The sequence below is a fragment of the Rheinheimera sp. genome, assembly GCF_965283995.1.
Lineage (GTDB): Bacteria > Pseudomonadota > Gammaproteobacteria > Enterobacterales > Alteromonadaceae > Pararheinheimera.
Map to the genome: position 1 here is coordinate 4,560,223 of NZ_CBDIQG010000001.1, position 15,844 is coordinate 4,576,066.

A 15,844-nucleotide genomic window follows, 5' to 3' on the forward strand; every position below is an offset into this window, starting at 1 on the left:
AATACCCCGTTGGATCAGCGCAATGGCCGGTTTTATTTTGAATGTCTTTGATTTGAAATCAATTGCCAGTATAGACAGCAAATGCCGTTGCCGCTGCAATCTCAACGCATTAGAACAGAATTTCTTAATGTAAAGAAAGGGATAGTGCAGAAAATTCGTGATTTGCTTATATAAATGAAACAGGCCCGACATGCGGGCCTGTTTTCGCAAAACTAATCTGCTTATTTGTTTTGTGCGCGTTCGAATGAGGTTTGGATCTCAGCTTTGGCTTCGGCTTTGTCGCCCCAGCCAATCACTTTCACCCATTTACCTGGTTCCAGTTCTTTGTAACGCTCAAAGAAATGCTGGATTTGCGCTTTTAACAGTTCAGGCACGTCATTGATGTCCTGAATATGGTCATAGATTTTGGTCAGTTTACTGATTGGTACTGCCAGAACTTTGGCGTCTTCACCGGCTTCATCAGCCATTTTCAGCACTGCAACCGGGCGGCATTTAATCACTGCGCCTGGTACCAGTGGGTATGGTGTTGGCACCAGCACGTCAACCGGGTCACCGTCCAGTGACAACGTGTGGTTCACAAAACCGTAGTTGCATGGATAGAACATTGGTGTCGACATAAAACGGTCAACCCAAACAGTACCGCTGTCTTTGTCGACTTCATATTTGATTGGGTCGGCATTGGCCGGAATTTCGATGATGACGTTGATTTCATCTGGCAGATTTTTTCCTGCCGGAACCAGACTTAAGCTCATGATGCTTCCTTATGCATTAAAAAATATGCCGCCTATTATAACGGCGGCGTCAAAAATGGCTATGTTTGTGCGGCCTGACTTTGGTCTGACGCCGCTTTTATTCAGGCCTGATGATACTTCAGGCAACTGTCGACTTCGTGTTTCGACCCCAGGATCACCGCAACGCGCTGGTGAATATCCACGGGTTGAATGTCCATAATGCGTTGATAACCGGTTGAACTGGCGCCGCCAGATTGTTCGACCAGAAAACTCATCGGGTTGGCTTCATACATCAGACGTAATTTATCTGGTTTGTTTGGATCTTTGTTGTCAGTCGGATACATAAAGATGCCGCCGCGACACAGGATGCGGTGGACATCGCCGACCATTGCCGCAATCCAGCGCATATTAAAGTTCTTGCCACGCGGCCCGGCTTTGCCCAGCAATAAATCGTCAACATAAGCCTGCATCCCAGGCTGCCAGTAGCGCTGATTGGACATGTTGATGGCAAATTCAGCCGTGACTGACGGAATGGCTACTTCTTCCTGAGTTAACAGGAATCCGCCATAGGTTTTATCCAGCGTGTAGAGGCGGGTGCCTTTACCTGTGGTCAGCGCCAGCATCGTTGACGGGCCGTATAACACATAACCGGCGGCCAATTGCGCGGTGCCTGGCTGTAAAAACTGTGCCGGGTCTGCAGCGTCGAGCCCGGCTTGTGCCGGCAGAATGGAAAAAATGGTGCCAATCAGGCTATTGATATCAGTATTCGACGAGCCATCCAGCGGGTCAAACGTCACCAGATAGCGGCCTTGCGGATTGCCGGCGACCGTATTGTCTTCTTCTTCACTGGAGATGGCTTTGACCACACCGGTTTCCAGGATCATATCTTTGAGCAATTCATTGGCCAGTACGTCGAGCTTTTTCTGCGTTTCGCCCTGGATATTCTCATCCAGCGTGGAGCCTAATACGCCAGCCAACGCGCCTTGCCCAACACGGAAGGAGATCTCTTTACAGGCTGCCAGAATGGTTTTAATCAGGGCAATCAGGTCGGTATCGACCCCATCTTGTCGCAATACGGGAGCCAGACGGCGCATCGGTGTTTCCTTCTGTTTGATGTAAGGTTGAGGACTATGCCGGTCATCATTGAATTTCTGCGAGGGCTCTGCTGGCCGACCTGACATTGGATCCGGCCAGAGTTTAAAGAATCTGGCTAAAAATTGCATTTTTATCGCCGATTTTATTTCGAAAAAGCCGGTTGTTCTTTTGTTACAATGCGCTAAAACACCGGCTAAAAGGCTTGCGATTGTGGTCAGACGCAGTCAGATGCCGGTCCATAAATAGCAGGACTATTCAATGCATCTTCATATTTTGGGTATTTGCGGCACTTTTATGGGCGGCATTGCTGCCATCGCCAAGAGTTTAGGCCATCAGGTCACAGGTTCCGACGCCAATGTGTATCCGCCGATGAGCACACAGCTCGAAGCGCTCGGGATCAGCCTGACGCAGGGTTATGACCCGGCACAACTGGAACCTGCACCGGATTTGGTCATCATCGGCAACGCGATGTCGCGCGGTAACCCTTGTGTCGAGTATGTGCTGAACCGCAATATTCCCTATACATCCGGCCCACAGTGGCTGGCGGAAACCGTACTGAGAGATCGCTGGGTCTTAGCGGTGTCAGGTACCCATGGTAAAACCACCACGACAACGATGTTGGCGTGGATTTTAGAATTTGCCGGCATGAACCCCGGCTTTCTGATTGGCGGGATCCCGCAGAATTTTGATGTGTCGGCGCGCCTCGGTGATGCACCGTTTTTTGTCATCGAAGCGGACGAATACGACACCGCATTTTTTGATAAACGCAGTAAGTTTGTACATTACCGGCCCCGCACGTTAATTCTGAATAATCTTGAATTTGATCACGCTGATATTTTCCCGGACCTTGCCGCCATTCAGCGCCAGTTCCACCATTTGCTGCGTATGGTGCCGGGGAACGGCTTAGTGCTGTCGCAGTCCGGTGTTCCGGCCGTGCAGCAAGTGCTCGACATGGGCTGTTGGAGCGAGCAGCAACAAAGCGGTACCGACTGGCAGGTGCAGTTGCTGCAAGCCGATGGCTCTAGTTTTGCAGTCAGTTTCCGTGGCGAAGTTAAAGGTACCGTCAACTGGGCTTTATGTGGCCAGCATAGTGTCGACAACGGCCTGATGGCGCTGGCAGCGGCGCAACATGCCGGCGTGCCTGTAGCCATCGCGATTGAAGCATTGAATCAGTTTATTGCTCCGAAACGCCGGCTGGAGCTCAAAGGCGTCGTCAACGATATCAGCGTCTATGACGATTTTGCCCATCACCCAACCGCGATTGAAACAACACTGGCCGGATTGCGCGCCCGGGTGGGCCAAAAACGCATTCTGGCCGTACTGGAACCGCGCTCAAACACGATGCGGATGGGCGTGCACAAAGAAGCTTTACCGGCGTCACTGCAAAATGCCGATCAGGTGTTCTTGTTTGAACCGGCCAATAGCGGTTGGTCGCTTGGCGCGCTCGCCGGCCAAATCAGCCAGGAATGTGGCGTTCCGGCGTTGGTTGAACAGGATATTGCGGCACTGGTGCAGCGGATTGTTACGGCGGCACAGCCAGGCGATTCGATTCTGGTGATGAGCAACGGGGGCTTCGGCGGCATTCACGATAAGTTATTACAGGCGCTGGCTGGCGGTTGAGCCAGCCGGTTTTTGCCGCTGTCTGCAGACGTCTGAATCCAGACCGCTGCCGGCAGATGCATTCAGCAAGAAGGCACTTTTATGCATGTAAGTGATGATCTGAACGTTCAACACAGTGTTTCCCCCCAGCGTGAAGTCACGCTGGCCTTTACCGGTGCGTCCGGCGCTCTGTATGGCTGGCGCTTGCTGCAAGTGCTGCTGAGCCTGAATGTGAAGGTGCATTTGCTGATTTCCAGCGCAGCAAAAGTGGTGTTTGCCACTGAGCACGATTTGAAACTGAATGGCAATCCACAGGCTTGCCAGGCCCAACTGGTTGAAATCTTTGGCTGTGCTCCCCATTTATTGGCTGTCTATGGCAAAGATGACTGGTTTTCGCCGGTCGCGTCCGGCTCGGCAGCGCCGAAGACTATGGTGATATGCCCCTGTTCAACCGGCACTGTCGCTGCTATCGCGCATGGCATGAGCGACAATCTGATCGAACGGGCGGCCGATGTGGTGCTGAAGGAAAAAGGTCAGTTGATTCTGGTGCCACGGGAAGCGCCATTAAGCGCGCTGCATCTGGAGAATTTGCTGGCATTAGCGCGGTTAGGCGCCACTATCATGCCGGCTGCGCCAGGTTTTTATCATCAGCCCAAGACCATTGAAGACCTGATTGATTTTATTGTGGCCAGGTTGCTGGACCATTTGGGACTACCGCAGCAACTGATGCCGCGTTGGGGCTATCAACCACACACCACCAGGGATTGACCCGTCACGGGTTAGTCCAATCATAAGATGAAATCGCCTGGCGATTAAGAGGAGTACGCTGTGACGCTGGCTTTATCGATCCGCGCTTTACACAAATCCTATAAAAGCGGCACCAAAGCTTTAAATGGCATTGACCTTGACGTGCAGCAAGGCGATTTTTTTGCGTTACTGGGGCCCAACGGTGCGGGCAAAAGTACCACCATCGGTATCATCAGTGCGCTCGTCAACAAGACATCGGGCTCGGTGAAGGTCTTTGATTTTGATACGGATACCCATCTTGAAGATGCCAAAAGTCAGCTAGGTTTAGTGCCGCAGGAATTTAACTTTAACCAGTTTGAAACGGTGCTGCAGATTGTGGTGAATCAGGCGGGTTATTACGGCGTGCCGAAAAGTGTCGCGTTGGTCCGGGCCGAAAAATACCTCGGGCAACTCGGCTTGTGGGAAAAACGTCATGCGCGGTCGCGTGAACTGTCCGGTGGCATGAAACGTCGTCTGATGATCGCTCGCGCTTTGATGCATGAGCCTAAGCTGTTAATTCTGGATGAGCCAACCGCCGGTGTTGATATCGAACTGCGCCGCTCGATGTGGGAATTCCTCAAAGAGATCAACGCGCAGGGGGTAACCATCATTTTGACCACGCATTATTTGGAAGAAGCAGAGATGCTGTGTCGCAATATCGCCATCATCGACAAAGGCCGCATCGTCGAAAACACTTCGATGAAGGCCTTGCTCGGCAAACTGAACAAAGAAACTTTTGTGCTGGATTTAAAAGCCGGCCGCGCTGAGTTGATACTACCTGGCTTTGTTACCCGCAAACTGGATGAACAAAGTTTTGAGGTGGACGTCGAGAAAAATCAGGGTCTGAACGCCGTGTTCAGCGCTTTAGCGCAACAGGACATCACAGTGTTGTCGATGCGAAACAAAGCCAATCGGCTGGAAGAGCTGTTTGTCAGTCTGATAGGTGAGGGGAAACACTGATGTTTAGACCAAGATATCTGATTGCACTGCAAAGTATCCTGAATAAAGAAACCAACCGATTCCTGCGGATTTGGGTGCAGACGCTGGTACCGCCAGCCATTACAATGACGTTGTATTTTGTCATTTTCGGCAATCTAATCGGTAGCCAGATTGGTCAAATCCATGGCTTTAGCTACATGGAATTTATTGTGCCTGGCCTTATTATGATGTCGGTGATCACCAACTCTTATGCCAATGTGGCGTCGAGTTTCTTCAGTGCGAAGTTTCAGCGAAATGTCGAAGAGTTGCTGGTCGCGCCGGTACCGAACTACATCATTGTGCTCGGTTTTGTTGGTGGTGGCGTGGCACGGGGCGTGCTGGTCGGGTTGATTGTCACCATCCTCAGTTTGTTTTTTGTCGATATCCGCATCCATCATCTGTGGGTGATTATCAGTACTGTATTGCTCACTTCCGCGGTATTTTCACTCGGCGGGTTGATTAACGCCGTGTATGCCAAGACATTCGACGACATCAGCATAGTGCCAACCTTTGTGCTGACACCTTTGACCTATTTAGGCGGCGTATTCTATTCGCTGAGCCTATTACCGGAGTTCTGGCAGGGCGTGTCGACGCTCAATCCGATTGTGTACATGGTCAATGCGTTTCGTTATGGCTTTCTCGGCCATTCCGACGTCAGCCTGCCACTGGCCTATTCAGTGCTGATTGGCCTGATTGTTGTGTTGTTTGCGGTGGCGATGCAATTGATCCGCCGCGGCACCGGGCTGCGTAGTTAGCGAAAGGCGGGTACAGAGTGGTCAGCGCCAGTTGACCGCTCTGCGCTATCCCGACGGCAATATCCACACTGCACGGACCAGTCGGGATATTTTTTAAAGACATTTGTAATGTGTTTTAGTACATTGCTTCCTTTGGGCCAAATCAGTGCCCATGCGCATAACAGCGCCAACAGACCGCAGAGTCTGAGCTTACCACGGCGAGGATAAATGACAGATAACAAACGACTGGCAACAGCGTCCGAAGAGGCTCTGTGGCGGATCTTTACCGTCCCTGAAGCACCGGATTCAACGCTGAGCATTATCGAGCAGAACATTTCGCAGAATCTGGCGGGTTTCCTGCGCGAAAGCATTGTGGCAGTGGAAAAACCGCTGTGGCAAATCGAGCGTGATTTCCAGGCCTATCAGATCCCGGCAGAACCGAGCTTTGTGTCGGATTACGCCGAAAACATTATGGAAAAGCTGGTCGCGCACTCAGTTCACACGGCAGCGCCCAGTTTTATTGGTCACATGACGTCGGCCTTGCCGTATTTCGTCCTGCCACTCTCCAAAATGATGGTGGGGCTGAACCAGAATCTGGTCAAAATCGAAACATCCAAAGCCTTTACCCCGCTGGAACGCCAGGTGCTCGGCATGATGCACCATTTGGTCTATGGCGAAAGCGAAGGGTTTTACAAAAAATGGCAGCATAGTGCCAATCATTCATTAGGCGCATTTTGCTCGGGCGGTACTGTCGCGAACATGACGGCGTTGTGGATCGCCCGTAACCGCTTGTTGAAGCCAGACGGTGATTTTAAAGGCGTGGCCAAAGAAGGTTTGTTCCGTGCCATGCGGCATTATGGTTATGACGACCTGGCGATCCTGGTGTCAGAGCGCGGCCATTATTCCCTGAAAAAAGCGGCGGATATCCTCGGCATTGGCCGCGACATGCTGATCCCGATCCCAACCGACGCCGACAACAAAGTCGATGTCGCTAAAATGCGTGAAAAAGCACTGGAACTGCAGGCGCGGCATATCCGCGTGATGGCAATTGTCGGTGTGGCCGGCACCACTGAGACCGGCAATGTCGATCCGCTGGCAGAACTTGCCGCGCTCGCCACCGAACTGCAGTGTCACTTCCATGTCGACGCGGCCTGGGGCGGCGCGACTATGTTGTCGGAGAAATACCGCTACCTACTCAAAGGTATTGAGCTGGCGGACTCTGTCACGATCGATGCGCACAAACAAATGTACGTGCCGATGGGCGCCGGTATGGTGGTGTTTAAACATCCATCCAGTGCGCATGCGATTGAACATCATGCCGAATATATTCTGCGCAAAGGCTCCAAGGATTTGGGTAGCCAGACGCTGGAAGGTTCGCGTCCCGGCATGGCGATGCTGGTCCATGCCTGTTTACAGGTGATTGGCCGCAAAGGCTATGAAATTCTGATTAACCGCAGTCTGGAAAAAGCGCGTTATTTTGCTGGTCTGATTGATTTACATGCAGATTTTGAGTTAGTGACGGCGCCTGAGCTGTGTTTGCTGACCTATCGCTACGTGCCGGCAACAGTGCAGCAGGCGATGCAAAAAGCCAAGGCTGCCGGCGAGCTTGAGCGTTTAAAGAAGTTTAATGATCTGCTGAGCGGTCTGACCAAGTTTATCCAGAAGCGACAGCGCGAAGAGGGCAAATCCTTTGTGTCGCGCACGCGCTTGACGCCGGCCCGTTATCACCGGCAGGATACGGTTGTGTTCCGAATTGTGCTGGCGAATCCACTTACCACTGACCAAATCCTGCATGATGTGCTGGATGAGCAAGTGGCGCTGGCGAAAATGGACAAAGAGTTTTTACCGAAGTTGTTACAGCTGGCGCGCGATTATTAACCGGCGGCTATCTCTGTAGTCAGAGCAAAAAATGGCGGCATGGCCGCCATTTTTGATCGTAGCCCTTTTTGATCATCAATAGCGCCGCCAATATGCCAGTGATGACTATTGCATGCACAGGAGTCAGATCATGTCTTTATCGATACGCCGCAGTAGCCGCTTGCTGCTATCCACCGCCGCCATAGGCCTGGTGCTGGTCGCGGCCATTTGGCCTTTTTATCAGGTGAGTCAGCAGCAGCTGGCTAAAGCAGAGCAAGCGCGAATTGATGCACAGCCTGATGTAAGCCGCAGCGATTATCAGCCAAGGCTTGACCAACTGCAGCAAACGGCGGACTTCAGTACCCTGGCGTCAACGGAGATGGCAGGGCGTCGGCCTGGTCAACCGGGCAGTGATCTGGCGCGGGACTTTCTGCAGCGTCGTTTCAGCGAATTGGGCTTAGTGCCGGCTGGCAGTGATGGCTTTCGGCAAGCCTATCAGACCGATGATAACGGTGCTGGTGTGAATTTCGTCGGAAAAATCAACGGTGCTGAAACGCAGTTAGCGGCGATTGTGATCACTGCGCATTATGATCATTTAGGTGTCCATCAAGGCCGGATGTACCCGGGATCGGATGACAATGCCTCTGGAGTTGCTGCATTGCTGGCGCTGGCGACGTACTTTCAGGCGCATCCGCCGCGCCATACCTTGATATTTGCGGCGGTAGACCATGAAGAGCAGGGCATGCGTGGCAGTCAGCAGTTGTTCGACGGCAAACTGTTCAAACCTGAGCAGCTGGCGCTGAATGTGAATCTGGACATGTTAAGTCGCGATAGCAAAGCCCGCTTGTTTGCGGTTGGCACTTATCAGCATCCGGCGTTGCTGCCGCTGTTGCAGCCGCTGCAACAGGACAGTCTGGTCGCGGTCAAATTCGGTCACGACCGACCGGCCTCACTGGTCGGGCAGACGCAGGATTGGAGCAGCGCGAGTGATCACGCGGTGTTTGCCCGCCACGGTGTGCCTTTTGTCTATTTCGGTGTGCCGGATCATCCGGATTATCATCAGCCGACAGATACTTTTGAGCGCGCTGATGTCGATTTTTATCACAAGGTCAGCGATACCATTTTGACCGCGTTACTGCTGTTGGACAGCGCGGATTTAGCGCTACTGCGCACTAAAGAATAGGCAGAGGGCGGCTCAGAGCTGGTGTAGCAACCAGGCCCAAATCGGCAACGTGATAAAACTCAACAATAGCCCGAAGCCGACTAGGGCCGCGACCAGCCGTGGCGCCAGACCAGCCATCATCGCAATAGCGCCGGCCGAGATCATCGGTGGCATCGCCGCCTCAAACACTGAGACTTGCACTGCTTTGCCCGACAATCCCAGCAGCAGGGCACCCGCCAGCACTAGCAGCGGCATCAGCAGCAGTTTGATACCAAGACCACTCAGCAGCGGGGACAACCGCTCGCCCGCCAAAGAAAACTTCAGCTGAAAACCCACGGCAAACATAATCAGCGGCACCAGGGTGCCCGCCAGATTGTCCAGCGTCGTTTGCAGCAGTGGCGGATAAGTCCAGGATTTCAGCAGTAAACCTGCCAGCAACGCCAGAAACGGCGGAAAGGTCAGAATGCGCATCGCCATGGCCGCAGCTGACACTTTCTGTGCGGTCTGACTGCGGCCGTCCGGGCCAATCTGTGCGGTGCCATAGAGTGCGGCCAAGATTGTTGACCAGGTCGCCAGCGCGACAAAAGAACCGACTTGGTCATAAATCATCGCATAAGGCAGCCAGTCGCCACCAAACAGCGCTTCAATCATCGGGAAGCCAAGGAAAGAGGTATTGCCAAGCGGCAGTACAATCAACAGCGCGACGATGATATCGCGTGACCAGTGCAGCAGACGCCCCAGCACTAAGATCAGCGCACTGACCAGCAATAATAAAATCCATGGCACCAACGCCGGGATCAACAAATCCCAGGAAAAATGCAATGCAGGGATTTTCTGTAGCACCAGCGCCGGTAGCGCGACATACATGACAAAAGTATTCAGCACGACCGGTGTTTCGGTCGGGAATTTCGGCACCCGGCGCATGGCAAAACCAAGGCTCAGGTAAATCAGGATCAGGATAAAATTGTCCAAGGTGCAACAAATCTCAGCGAAGAAAACGACAGGCTTTGCAGGCAGATTAGCGGTTTTAGCCTGTCTTGACTATGCGACTTCGGTGGAAGCTATTGTTGTTGCGGTTACTGTTGTCGCAGGCTCTGACGTGGATTGCAGCCATTCCGGTTGCCAGCTGCCGCTGATCAGCCGTTCTTTATCGGTCTTCTTCAGTTGTTTCAGTTGATACTCCAGCACGCTGGCGTGGCTGCGGTTTTGCGCCGGAAAAAGCCAGACCAACTGCAGCGGGCCTTTACCACGTAAAGCGCGGGAGCCACCGGTCAGTTCACCCTGATGCTGGCGCAGGCGACGCTGCGGATCGGTTGAAATCCCGGTATAGAGATTGCCAGCCGCGGTGCGCAGCACATAGAGCTGCCACTGAGTGTTCGGCAGCGAGTCTGTTTCTGCTATAATCGCGTTCTGCAATTGTGCTCCTGCATTCTGGTTGTTCGTTGAGGTGTTATGCAATTTACCGATTTGGCCCTGGCGCCGTCTATTTTAGCGGCCATCGCCGAGCAAGGCTATCAAACGCCAACGCCTATTCAGCAACAAACGATCCCATTGATTTTACAAGGTAAAGACGTGCTAGGTGGTGCCCAGACCGGCACCGGTAAAACCGCGGCTTTCACCTTACCGATTTTACAAAAACTGATTGCCGGCACCACGCCGTTAGTAGCAAAACAGGTGCGTTGCCTGATTTTAACACCGACACGCGAACTGGCGCAGCAAGTGGCTGATAACGTCGCGGCTTATGCGCGGCATTTGCCGCTGAAAACCGCGGTGTTTTATGGCGGGGTATCGGTTAATCCGCAGCTGGAGCAGGCGGCTGGTGGTCTCGATATTCTGATCGCAACGCCCGGGCGGCTGCTGGACCATTTACATCAGCAAAGCATCAGCCTATATCAGCTCGAAGTGTTGGTGCTGGATGAAGCCGACCGGATGCTGGATATGGGCTTTATCCACGATATCCGCCGCATTATGGCGAAACTGCCGGCACAGCGTCAGACACTGTTTTTCTCCGCCACCTTCTCACCTGAGATTAAAACGCTGGCAGATTCATTACTGAATAACCCGGTGCTGGTTGAAGTGGCCAAAGCGAACTCCACTGCTGCAGGGGTCGAGCAGCTGGCGTATCGGGTGGATTCACAGCGTAAGCGCGAATTGATTTCTGAAGTCATCGGCAAAAAAAACTGGCAGCAGGTACTGATTTTCAGCCGCACTAAGTTTGGTGCCGACCGATTGAGTAAACAGCTACAGCTCGATGGCATTGATGCGCAGGCGATCCATGGCGATAAAAGCCAGGGCCATCGCAGCAAGGTGTTGCAGGATTTTAAAGAAGGCAAAGTCCGGGTGCTGGTGGCGACTGACATTGCTGCGCGTGGCCTTGATATTGAAGAGCTGCCGATAGTGGTCAATTTTGATTTACCGCATCAGGCCGAAGACTATGTGCACCGTATTGGCCGCACCGGCCGGGCGGGCAATATTGGCCTTGCCGTGACGCTGGTGACTCCAGACGATTTGTCGATGCTCAAAGAGATTGAGGTGTTGACCAAGCAGGTGATCCCACAACAGGTATTTCCCGGTTATGAGCACGACCCGCGGTTTAATCATTCCAGCAAAGGCACCCACAAATCCGCCGATGAGCAGGAAGAGATCCAGCTGAAGAAAAAACTATCCAACAATCGCAAACTGTCGCAGGAAAAATCGCGCTTACGTGCTGAATTGACTGGAAAAAAACGCCCGCGTTGAGCGGGCTTTTGGTATTTCACGGACTAATCGTCGTGCGGCTGTAGCGGCGTCGGCAGTGTCAGCTGATAAAACGCCAGATCGAGCCAACGGCCGAATTTAAAGCCAGCTTGTTTAATCGTGCCACTATGAACAAAACCGAGCTTCTGATGCAGCGCGATACTGCCGCTGTTTTCCGCATCAATACCACCAATCAATAAGTGATAGCCCTGTGCTTGACCCGCTTCAATCAGCAGTTGCAGCATCTGTTTGCCGAGGCCTTTGCCCTGATGTTCCGGATGCACATACACCGAATGCTCAACTGAGTACTTAAACGCCGGAAAAGCACGGAAAGTGCCATAACTGCCAAAAGCCAGCAGTGTGCCGTCGTCGGCTTTAATGCCGATGACGGGGAAGTTGCCGGCGCTTTTATTAGCAAACCACTGCTGCATGGTTGCCATGGTGCGGGGTTTGTATTCATACAGTGCCGTGGTGTGCAAAATGGCGTGGTTGAAGATCTCGAGGATCTGCGCCGCTTCCGACTCAAACTGACACTGAATAATCTGCATGCAGCACTCGCTTTGTCTGCGCGTTAAGCGCGATATAAGGTTTTAATCAGGTGGAAGCCAAACTGGGTTTTCACCGGGCCGTGCACTTCCAGGACAGGCTTTTTGAATACAACTTCGTCAAAGGCTTTGACCATCTGACCCGGTCTGAACTCACCGAGATCACCACCTTTTTTGCCGGAAGGACATAATGAATGTTTCTTCGCAAGATCCTGAAAATTGGCGCCTTTGGCCAGTTGTTTTTTCAGTTGTTCCGCTTCTTCCTGGGTCTTGACCAGGATATGACATGCACAGGCTTTGGCCATACTGAGTACTCCTACCACTTAAAATGAGCAGCTCTGCCTTCCCGGGCGGACCTTTTGCAATGGGCGCGTAGTTTAATCGAAATTCACGACGAAAAAAACCTGCTAATCGGACCTGTTTGGCTGTGTTTTTTTTCAGCAGTTGCAGGTATGGTAAAGATGTAACAAAAAAGTATCTGGATAACTAATTTATAACTAAAAAAAGGAAAGTTGATATGTGGAAGTGGTTGGGGCGTTTATTGCTGTTGGCAGTGCTCGTTGTGACAGCGTTTGTCGTGAATGCGGTTTGGTTTAAGCCGCTATCAGCCCGGGTGTTTTACGAAAGAGTTTTCCTTGAATTTGGCTTCAATAGTCCCGAATTGTTGAGCCAACTCGGATTGTTAGAAAGTTTTGGTTTACGTAGTCACAATGCTGAATTGGATGACCGCTCTCAAGCCGCCGGTGACAGACAATATGCCAAAATGAAACAAGATTTAGCGACGCTGCGCAGTTATGACCGGGACGGAATGTCGGACAGTGAAAAACTCAACTACGACATGTTGGAATGGTTTATGGCCCATCAGGCAGAAGGGGAAAAGTGGCGTTACCACGAGTATCCGGTCAATCAGTTATTTGGCGTGCAGAATGTATTGCCGCGCTTTATGACCACCACTCACCGATTAAAAGATAAAACAGACGCTGAGCAATATGTCAGCAGGCTCAATCAGTTTGATCGAGTTTTTAGCCAGGTGATTGAAGATTTAAATATTCGGGCTGGCAAGGGGATTGTACCGCCCCGTTTTGTTCTTGAAAAAGTTCTGGCTGAGGTAAAAGGCTTCACTGCGGGCGGTGCTGAGCAAAATATGATGTATAAACATCTGGTCGAAGCGATGGCAAAAATGCCAGAGCTTACAGACACAGAGCGGCAAAAGATCGCTGCGGATGCCAAAACCGCGATGGAAAAATCAGTATCACCTGGCTATCAGAAATTGACTGATTTTTGGGCTGATACTGTGGCGTCCGCAACACAGGATGATGGTGTCTGGAAGTTGCCGGATGGTGATCAGTACTATGCCTATATTCTGAAACAACATACCACGACAGATATGACACCTGAACAAATCCATCAGATGGGATTGTCAGAAGTTGACCGTATCCAACAGGAAATGCTGACGATTTTGCATTCTCAAGGCATCAATGGTGACAATGTTGCACAAATGATGACTGCACTTGGCGATGACAAACGTTTTCAATATCCGGATTCAGACGAGGGACGTGCTCAGATCCTGGCTGACTATAGGTCACTACTAGAGGCAAATGAGCAGCTTTTGGCGCCAGCTTTTAATATCAGGCCTAAAGCTGCTTTAGAAGTAAAACGCGTACCTGAGTTTTCCGAAAAAACCTCACCAGGCGCCTATTATTATGCACCAGCAATGGACGGTTCACGGCCGGGGCTGTTTTATGCCAATCTGTATGACATCCGTGCCACCCCCAAATTTGGCATGAAAACACTGGCAGTGCATGAAGGCATTCCTGGTCATCATTTCCAGATTGCGATCCAGCAGGAACTGAAAGGCCTGCCGACTTTCCGTAATATTCTGCCGTTTACCGTCTATGCCGAAGGCTGGGCGCTTTACACCGAACGACTGATGGCAGAGCTGGGTTTGTATAAAGATGACCCCTTTGGCGATTTAGGCCGGCTGCAGGCCGAGTTGTTCCGCGCGATCAGGCTGGTGGTTGATACCGGTATCCATCACAAACGCTGGAGCCGGGAACAAGCGATTGCTTATATGTCTGGCAATGCCGGCATGGCGAAATCGGATGTCGAAGCGGAGATTGAGCGTTATATCGTGATGCCGGGCCAGGCTTGTGCTTATAAAGTCGGCATGATGAAGTTGCTGGAGCTGCGCAGCAAAGCACAGCAGGAACTGGGTGATAAATTTAAGCTGACCGATTTCCATGACGTGGTATTGCAAAACGGCTCGATGCCGCTGGCGATCCTGGAGCGGGTGGTGGACCAATATATCGCGGCGAAAAAAGCGGCCTAATCAGGCCTACGTCCATGCGATAACAAAAAGGCGCCTGATGGCGCCTTTTTCACGTTGTAACTGTCGTTACGCCGGTTGTTGCTGGGTAATACAGTGAACGTTACCGCCACCTAACAGAATTTCGCGGCCAGGCACAGTCACCACCTGATGCTGTGGAAATACCTTGGCGAGGATATCAGCGGCAACGCTATCCATCGGGTCGTCAAAGGTTGGTAGGATCAAACCACCGTTACACAGATAAAAGTTGATGTAAGAACCGGCCAGACGGGCTTCTGCTTCGCGTGGCACTGCAGCACCTGTTAAGTCGACACTGGCATATTCTTCGGCTTTGGCTAGTAATGGGCCCGGTACCGGCAGTTTGTGCACGATAAAAGGCCGGCCTTTGGCGTCTGTGCTGTTTTCCAGCACTGTGAGCGCCGCGCGCGAGCGGGCGTATTGCGGGTCGGATTCGTCATCGGTCCAGGCCAGCAGCACTTCACCGGGGCGGACAAAACAGCACATGTTATCGACATGACCGTCGGTCTCGTCATTAAAAATGCCTTCTTCCAGCCAAATGACTTTATCAATACCGAGGTAATCGCTGAGTTGTTGTTCAATCTGTGCTTTGGTCAAATCCGGGTTGCGATTTGGATTGAGCAAACATTCGGCGGTGGTCAATAAAGTGCCTTCACCGTCGGTGTGAATGGCGCCGCCTTCCAGCACAAAACCTTCAGTGCGATAGCGCGGCAGGCCTTCAATATTCAGCACTTTTTGCGCGACCTGGTCATCCAGATCCCACGGGAAATACAGGCCGCCATTGAGGCCGCCCCAGGCGTTAAAGGTCCAGTCGATGCCACGGACTTCTTTGCCGTTGGTGACAAAAGTGGGGCCGGTATCACGGCACCAGGCGTCATTGTTAGAGACTTCAACGACACGGATTGGATGCACGCTTTCCAGCAGGCTCAATTGTGCCTGCGCATTGGCAAACTGACGGGCTGACGCCATCACTGTCACTGGCTCAAACCGGGCAATAGCGCGGATCACGGCGGTAAAGGCTTGCTGTGCAGGCTTGGCACCAAGGCGCCAGTTGTCGGTCCGCTCCGGCCACACCAGCCAGGTTTGTTTGTGGCGGGCCCATTCGGCAGGCATATAAAAGCCTTCCGCGCGTGGCGTGCTGGTTAAGGTACGATCTGAAATAAATCCGCTCACGTCAGGTTCCTTGTTCAATGTTCAGCCTGCTGCTGAAAAGTCGTCAGGCCAGAATAATCCGGCCTGAGTGTTTATCTGTCGCTGATATCCTGCGGTGGTACCGC

The 15,844-nt window shown here is 52.1% G+C and carries 15 protein-coding genes; 8 read left to right on the top strand and 7 right to left on the bottom strand.

Going from position 1 to position 15,844, the window contains the following annotated elements; genetic code table 11:
• Positions 1-221 precede the first annotated feature (221 nt).
• The gene (gene ppa / locus ACQ66Q_RS20045) at positions 222-752 is read right to left on the bottom strand and encodes an inorganic diphosphatase (RefSeq protein ID WP_430458399.1); all 531 of its coding nucleotides are present in this window, start codon (positions 750-752) and stop codon (positions 222-224) included.
• 101 nt (positions 753-853) lie between these two features.
• Positions 854-1,954 carry a class 1 fructose-bisphosphatase gene (locus ACQ66Q_RS20050; protein ID WP_430458400.1) on the bottom strand — a complete coding sequence of 367 codons (1,101 nt, stop codon included), beginning with the start codon at positions 1,952-1,954 and terminating at the stop codon, positions 854-856.
• Between the two features lie 130 nt (positions 1,955-2,084).
• Between ACQ66Q_RS20050 and mpl the strand changes: the two genes are divergently transcribed.
• The 6 genes from mpl to ACQ66Q_RS20080 all read left to right on the top strand — a co-directional run bounded on the left by mpl (position 2,085) and on the right by ACQ66Q_RS20080 (position 8,963).
• On the top strand, positions 2,085-3,446 hold the full coding sequence (gene mpl / locus ACQ66Q_RS20055) for a UDP-N-acetylmuramate:L-alanyl-gamma-D-glutamyl-meso-diaminopimelate ligase (protein ID WP_430458401.1): 1,362 nt from the start codon (positions 2,085-2,087) through the stop codon (positions 3,444-3,446).
• Between the two features lie 81 nt (positions 3,447-3,527).
• Positions 3,528-4,193: a flavin prenyltransferase UbiX gene (locus tag ACQ66Q_RS20060; protein ID WP_430458402.1), complete on the top strand. Its 666-nt coding sequence runs from the start codon at positions 3,528-3,530 to the stop codon at positions 4,191-4,193.
• A gap of 60 nt (positions 4,194-4,253) precedes the next feature.
• A complete protein-coding gene (locus ACQ66Q_RS20065) occupies positions 4,254-5,171 on the top strand; it encodes an ABC transporter ATP-binding protein (RefSeq protein WP_430458403.1) in 918 nt (305 codons plus the stop codon).
• Positions 5,171-5,944, top strand: a complete 774-nt coding sequence (locus ACQ66Q_RS20070) for an ABC transporter permease (RefSeq protein ID WP_430458404.1) — start codon at positions 5,171-5,173, stop codon at positions 5,942-5,944. The genes ACQ66Q_RS20065 and ACQ66Q_RS20070 overlap by 1 nt, the downstream gene beginning before the upstream one ends.
• Before the next feature lie 207 nt (positions 5,945-6,151).
• Complete coding sequence (gene panP, locus ACQ66Q_RS20075) at positions 6,152-7,801, top strand: pyridoxal-dependent aspartate 1-decarboxylase PanP (protein WP_430458405.1); 1,650 nt, start codon at positions 6,152-6,154, stop codon at positions 7,799-7,801.
• 130 nt (positions 7,802-7,931) lie between these two features.
• Positions 7,932-8,963: a M20/M25/M40 family metallo-hydrolase gene (locus ACQ66Q_RS20080; RefSeq protein ID WP_430458406.1), complete on the top strand. Its 1,032-nt coding sequence runs from the start codon at positions 7,932-7,934 to the stop codon at positions 8,961-8,963.
• A gap of 12 nt (positions 8,964-8,975) precedes the next feature.
• Here ACQ66Q_RS20080 and ACQ66Q_RS20085 read toward each other — a convergent pair whose 3' ends face one another.
• Together ACQ66Q_RS20085 and ACQ66Q_RS20090 are read right to left on the bottom strand one after the other, a co-directional pair.
• Complete coding sequence (locus ACQ66Q_RS20085) at positions 8,976-9,914, bottom strand: AEC family transporter (RefSeq protein WP_430458407.1); 939 nt, start codon at positions 9,912-9,914, stop codon at positions 8,976-8,978.
• Positions 9,915-9,983: 69 nt separating this feature from the next.
• On the bottom strand, positions 9,984-10,358 hold the full coding sequence (locus tag ACQ66Q_RS20090; protein ID WP_430458408.1) for a GIY-YIG nuclease family protein: 375 nt from the start codon (positions 10,356-10,358) through the stop codon (positions 9,984-9,986).
• A gap of 36 nt (positions 10,359-10,394) precedes the next feature.
• Here ACQ66Q_RS20090 and ACQ66Q_RS20095 point away from each other — a divergent pair, with 36 nt between their 5' ends.
• Positions 10,395-11,681, top strand: coding sequence for a DEAD/DEAH box helicase (locus tag ACQ66Q_RS20095; RefSeq protein ID WP_430458409.1), 1,287 nt, complete (start codon positions 10,395-10,397; stop codon positions 11,679-11,681).
• Between the two features lie 23 nt (positions 11,682-11,704).
• On the opposite strand, the gene ACQ66Q_RS20100 is transcribed toward ACQ66Q_RS20095, so the two are convergent.
• Both ACQ66Q_RS20100 and ppiC read right to left on the bottom strand, forming a co-directional pair.
• Positions 11,705-12,226 carry an N-acetyltransferase family protein gene (locus tag ACQ66Q_RS20100; RefSeq protein WP_430458410.1) on the bottom strand — a complete coding sequence of 174 codons (522 nt, stop codon included), beginning with the start codon at positions 12,224-12,226 and terminating at the stop codon, positions 11,705-11,707.
• A gap of 23 nt (positions 12,227-12,249) precedes the next feature.
• A complete protein-coding gene (gene ppiC / locus ACQ66Q_RS20105; protein WP_031568523.1) occupies positions 12,250-12,528 on the bottom strand; it encodes a peptidylprolyl isomerase PpiC in 279 nt (92 codons plus the stop codon).
• A gap of 212 nt (positions 12,529-12,740) precedes the next feature.
• On the opposite strand from ppiC, the gene ACQ66Q_RS20110 reads away from it, so the two are divergent.
• Positions 12,741-14,552: a DUF885 domain-containing protein gene (locus tag ACQ66Q_RS20110; RefSeq protein WP_430458411.1), complete on the top strand. Its 1,812-nt coding sequence runs from the start codon at positions 12,741-12,743 to the stop codon at positions 14,550-14,552.
• 66 nt (positions 14,553-14,618) lie between these two features.
• On the opposite strand, the gene aguA is transcribed toward ACQ66Q_RS20110, so the two are convergent.
• Complete coding sequence (aguA, locus tag ACQ66Q_RS20115; RefSeq protein ID WP_430458412.1) at positions 14,619-15,740, bottom strand: agmatine deiminase; 1,122 nt, start codon at positions 15,738-15,740, stop codon at positions 14,619-14,621.
• Positions 15,741-15,844: the final 104 nt, after the last annotated feature.

What these genes read in the sequence shown, in the direction of transcription:
- ppa (WP_430458399.1), bottom strand. Translation starts at nt 752, where the DNA reads ATGAGCTTAAGTCTGGTTCCGGCAGGAAAAAATCTGCCAGATGAAATC.
- ACQ66Q_RS20050 (WP_430458400.1), bottom strand. Translation starts at nt 1,954, where the DNA reads ATGCAATTTTTAGCCAGATTCTTTAAACTCTGGCCGGATCCAATGTCA.
- mpl (WP_430458401.1), top strand. Translation starts at nt 2,085, where the DNA reads ATGCATCTTCATATTTTGGGTATTTGCGGCACTTTTATGGGCGGCATT.
- ACQ66Q_RS20060 (WP_430458402.1), top strand. Translation starts at nt 3,528, where the DNA reads ATGCATGTAAGTGATGATCTGAACGTTCAACACAGTGTTTCCCCCCAG.
- ACQ66Q_RS20070 (WP_430458404.1), top strand. Translation starts at nt 5,171, where the DNA reads ATGTTTAGACCAAGATATCTGATTGCACTGCAAAGTATCCTGAATAAA.
- panP (WP_430458405.1), top strand. Translation starts at nt 6,152, where the DNA reads ATGACAGATAACAAACGACTGGCAACAGCGTCCGAAGAGGCTCTGTGG.
- ACQ66Q_RS20080 (WP_430458406.1), top strand. Translation starts at nt 7,932, where the DNA reads ATGTCTTTATCGATACGCCGCAGTAGCCGCTTGCTGCTATCCACCGCC.
- ACQ66Q_RS20095 (WP_430458409.1), top strand. Translation starts at nt 10,395, where the DNA reads ATGCAATTTACCGATTTGGCCCTGGCGCCGTCTATTTTAGCGGCCATC.
- ACQ66Q_RS20100 (WP_430458410.1), bottom strand. Translation starts at nt 12,226, where the DNA reads ATGCAGATTATTCAGTGTCAGTTTGAGTCGGAAGCGGCGCAGATCCTC.
- ppiC (WP_031568523.1), bottom strand. Translation starts at nt 12,528, where the DNA reads ATGGCCAAAGCCTGTGCATGTCATATCCTGGTCAAGACCCAGGAAGAA.
- ACQ66Q_RS20110 (WP_430458411.1), top strand. Translation starts at nt 12,741, where the DNA reads ATGTGGAAGTGGTTGGGGCGTTTATTGCTGTTGGCAGTGCTCGTTGTG.